The sequence below is a fragment of the Gammaproteobacteria bacterium genome (assembly GCA_030680605.1).
Taxonomy (GTDB): Bacteria; Pseudomonadota; Gammaproteobacteria; order SURF-13; family SURF-13; genus JAQBXX01.
Genome location: JAUXUQ010000023.1, coordinates 1 through 3,233 on the forward strand (window position 1 = coordinate 1; position 3,233 = coordinate 3,233).

A 3,233-nucleotide genomic window follows, 5' to 3' on the forward strand; every position below is an offset into this window, starting at 1 on the left:
AGAGGACACGGCAAGACCAATGGGCTGAAAGTCCACGTACTTGAGTATGGTGGTGAAGGCGGTGCCGCTTCCAAGCCCGCTGGCGCGGTGGCGGAAGCGGTCACTGCTGCACCAGCTCCAGCGGTCGAACAGAAGTCATACCTGTCCAGGGTGCTTGCCGCGATCAACAAGGCTGCGAATGCCACTGAGCTTTCGTCTGCCGTCCCTCAGCAGATGATGTCCAACCCCATTGTAATGGAGGCATTGGCCGCGAGACGCAAGGTGCTGTTGAAAGGGACGGGGGTCGAGGGACAAGGGACAAGTGAGAAGAAAGAAGCCGCGCCTGCGAAGACGAAGGCAGTGGAAGGAACAACGGTCGCGGAGACCAGGACACCAGCGAAGCTACTGGAGACCGTGAACGGCATAGGCCGTGCCACGGCCATCAAACTGGTAGCCGCTGGTGTACACACTGTGGCAGAGCTGGCGGCATCCGATGCCGCTGCGCTGGCCGCGAAATCGGGGGTGAACAAGGCCTTGCTGGCCCGCGCCATCGATGGCTTGAATAAGTTGAACCGAATTAAAAGCAGCTAAAAATGGCATTCAAAGGCCCACAGGTAATAAAGGGACAGGGCAACAGCGGAAGCGGTGCCCCCGATAAGGACAGGGTGTGCGCACTGGTGATAGGTGGCCAAGCGGCCACCGGACTGGCGTTGAACACCCCGCTGCGCATCGTTCACCCTTCGCAGGCCGAGGCCGTGGGCATCAATGCCAGCTATGATGCCAACAACGGCATCCTGGCCTTTGACCACATCGAGGAGCATTTCCGGCTTGCTCCGGAGAGCGAGCTCATCATCATGCTGACGGCAAGGCCGACCACTGATGCCGGGTTCACCGGTCTCTTTGCTGCTGCCGGGCCTGTTGACGGCCTCATCCGCAGCCAAGTGGGCAAGGATGTGAAGTACATCTTCATGGCGTTCAACCCCACATCTGCCGTGGTACCATCTTTTGCGGCCAACGGGCTGGTGGATCAGGTGAAGGCGTGTCTCGACCCAGCGCAGGCACTCATTGATGCCCACTTTGACGAGTTCCGCTACATCGATGGCATCATGCTCGATGGATGGAAGATAGATAACGTGGCAAGTCTGGAAGACCTGCGCGATGAGGCATGTCCCAATGTGAGCGTTCTCGTTGCTGTGGACGGCTACAATCTGGACACCAACCCGGCATACGCCAGCCTTGTGGCCGTGGGAGCTGCCAGCGGCATGTTCGCTGTGCGTCAGATCAATGAGAACATCGGCAGCGTTGAGGTGCTCAATCCACCGGCAGCGATGCGCGGCTTTGAGAGCTATCCGCTGGGCAACGCCACGCGCTGGCTCTCTGCCAAGCTTCCCAATTTCGATGACATCAGCATCTATCCGGAGCCGGTTCAGCGCGACATGGCCGACAAGGGCTACATTTTCGCGGGTTCCTTCAACGGTTACGAGGGCTTCTACCTGAGTGGTGACCCCACCTGCGTGGATGCCAACAGCGACTACGCCTACATCAACAACAACTGCGTTTGGAACGCGGCAGCGCGCATTGTGCGCAATGCGATGATTCCGAAGATTCGCAGTGTGCTGAAGAAAGACCCGACCACGGGTTTCCTCCGCGCTACCACCGCCCTTGCCCTGCAAGACCGGGCACAGAAGCGTCTGGACGTGCTGGTGAACCGCGACCTTGTGAGTGCGGTGGCGGTGTTCCTTGACCCTGAGCAGACCCCTTCGGCCACTGTGCCGCTGGTGGTGAATGTGCAGGTGGTGAAGGATGGTATCCTGCACGCCATGGACATCAACCTCGGACTATTCAACAACATAAGCGCGTAAGCCATGCCAGTACCTATCATAGTCAATAAGTTCGGCCGACTGACAGGGTGGAACTCCATCACGTTCAACTTCTTTGGCCGCGACATCGAGGGCATCCTCGAATTCGAGTACTCTGACAGCGTGGAGTGGGAGAACGTCTATGCCGGGGGCAAGATGCCCATAGGGGAGGGCGAGGGCAACTACGCGGCCGAGGCGAGCCTCACGGTGCTTGCCGAGGAGTGGCGGGCGATGCAGGACGGCATCCCACCGGGTGCGCGGATGCAGGACGCGCTGGGCGCCATCATCTGTGCCTATGAGTACGGAACGAAGGTTTACAAGGACGTGGTGAACAACGTGCGGGTGATGGGCCAGGGTGTGGGCCCCAAGCAGGGTGACAAGAGCATCAGCGTGAAGCTGGAGCTGAAGGTGAGCCATGTGAACTGGAACGTCTGAGCGGGCTGATACGAACCGAAGCGAATCGAGCTCATTGCGGAGCAATAATTACGAATCAGTACGGATATACGAACTAAGCGAAGCGTTCTCATTGCGAAGCAATAATTACGAATAGGCGAATCACCAACACCAACACCATGGAGCACATAGGCAAGATAGACGAGAAGGAGGTGAACCGCCTCAAGGCGCTGCACGATGAGCTGTATCAGCTGACAGGCACGGACGATGAGGGCAACACGCATTACCTCTACGTGAAGAAGCCCGACATGGCCGCGCTGAGCGCATCGGCCCGCTATGTCGATACCGACCCGATAAAGAGCGGGCAGCTGATGTATAACAGCTGCAAGGTGTGCGGCAGCACGAAGTTTGACACAGGCGCAGAGTGGACGATGGGCGCGATGGCTCAGATAGGTACGCTGTTCAAGGCTAAGGAGCTGGAGCTGGAAAAGCTGTAGCTGACGCGGATCTTGACCCCGACCCGGACAGTCAGCAGGATGGATATGAGAAGGGGTGCGCGCTGATAGGTGCGGTGCTCGGAGTGGATGCCACCCGGCTGAGTGATGCGGATTTCATACGCCTGCGTTCGCAGGCGTTGTGGTATAAGAACTGGGAGCTGCTGCGTCTGGCGCGGCTGCTCGGAGCGGAGAAGAAGCAATGAGACACCGGAACACTCAGATGGAGCCTCCCCAGCCGTTGTACGGCACATCCTTTCCGCGCCACGAATCGCGCAGGTCGCGCATCCACGAGATGGCATCAGCGGCCACGCCCAGCACTACCGCGATGGCGGTGATGATGACGGCTGCGGCAATGAGCAGGATGATGATGAATTCCATGACCCAAATATAATCAACAGATGTCAGCCACCACCACTCAATGGATACTGGAGCTCGTTGACCGGGTGACGAAGCCGCTTGGAAGCGTGGACAGCGGTGTGCGTCAGATGACGGAGAACACCAAGGC

At 58.6% G+C, this 3,233-nt stretch carries 6 protein-coding genes; 5 read left to right on the top strand and 1 reads right to left on the bottom strand.

From position 1 onward, the window contains the following. The 5 genes from Q8L89_09365 to Q8L89_09385 all read left to right on the top strand — a co-directional run. Positions 1-570, top strand: a 570-nt coding sequence (locus Q8L89_09365; protein ID MDP1709251.1) for a DUF4332 domain-containing protein, incomplete at its 5' end; no start/stop codon positions are given. Positions 571-572: 2 nt separating this feature from the next. After that, entirely contained in the window at positions 573-1,841 is a 1,269-nt protein-coding gene (locus tag Q8L89_09370; GenBank protein ID MDP1709252.1) for a DUF2586 family protein, read from the top strand. 3 nt (positions 1,842-1,844) lie between these two features. Next, positions 1,845-2,273: a hypothetical protein gene (locus tag Q8L89_09375; GenBank protein ID MDP1709253.1), complete on the top strand. Its 429-nt coding sequence runs from the start codon at positions 1,845-1,847 to the stop codon at positions 2,271-2,273. Positions 2,274-2,410: 137 nt separating this feature from the next. Continuing rightward, the gene (locus tag Q8L89_09380; GenBank protein ID MDP1709254.1) at positions 2,411-2,728 is read left to right on the top strand and encodes a hypothetical protein; all 318 of its coding nucleotides are present in this window, start codon (positions 2,411-2,413) and stop codon (positions 2,726-2,728) included. A 74-nt stretch (positions 2,729-2,802) separates the two neighbouring features. Then, positions 2,803-2,931: a hypothetical protein gene (locus tag Q8L89_09385; protein MDP1709255.1), complete on the top strand. Its 129-nt coding sequence runs from the start codon at positions 2,803-2,805 to the stop codon at positions 2,929-2,931. 13 nt (positions 2,932-2,944) lie between these two features. Here the strand turns inward: Q8L89_09385 and Q8L89_09390 are convergent, their stop codons facing one another. Beyond that, positions 2,945-3,106 (bottom strand): hypothetical protein, encoded by a 162-nt coding sequence (locus Q8L89_09390; protein ID MDP1709256.1) that lies wholly within the window; start codon positions 3,104-3,106, stop codon positions 2,945-2,947. Positions 3,107-3,233 lie beyond the last annotated feature (127 nt).

Coding starts and splice junctions, on each gene's coding strand:
- Q8L89_09375 (MDP1709253.1), top strand. CDS start 1,845: ATGCCAGTACCTATCATAGTCAATAAGTTCGGCCGACTGACAGGGTGG.
- Q8L89_09390 (MDP1709256.1), bottom strand. CDS start 3,106: ATGGAATTCATCATCATCCTGCTCATTGCCGCAGCCGTCATCATCACC.
- Q8L89_09370 (MDP1709252.1), top strand. CDS start 573: ATGGCATTCAAAGGCCCACAGGTAATAAAGGGACAGGGCAACAGCGGA.
- Q8L89_09380 (MDP1709254.1), top strand. CDS start 2,411: ATGGAGCACATAGGCAAGATAGACGAGAAGGAGGTGAACCGCCTCAAG.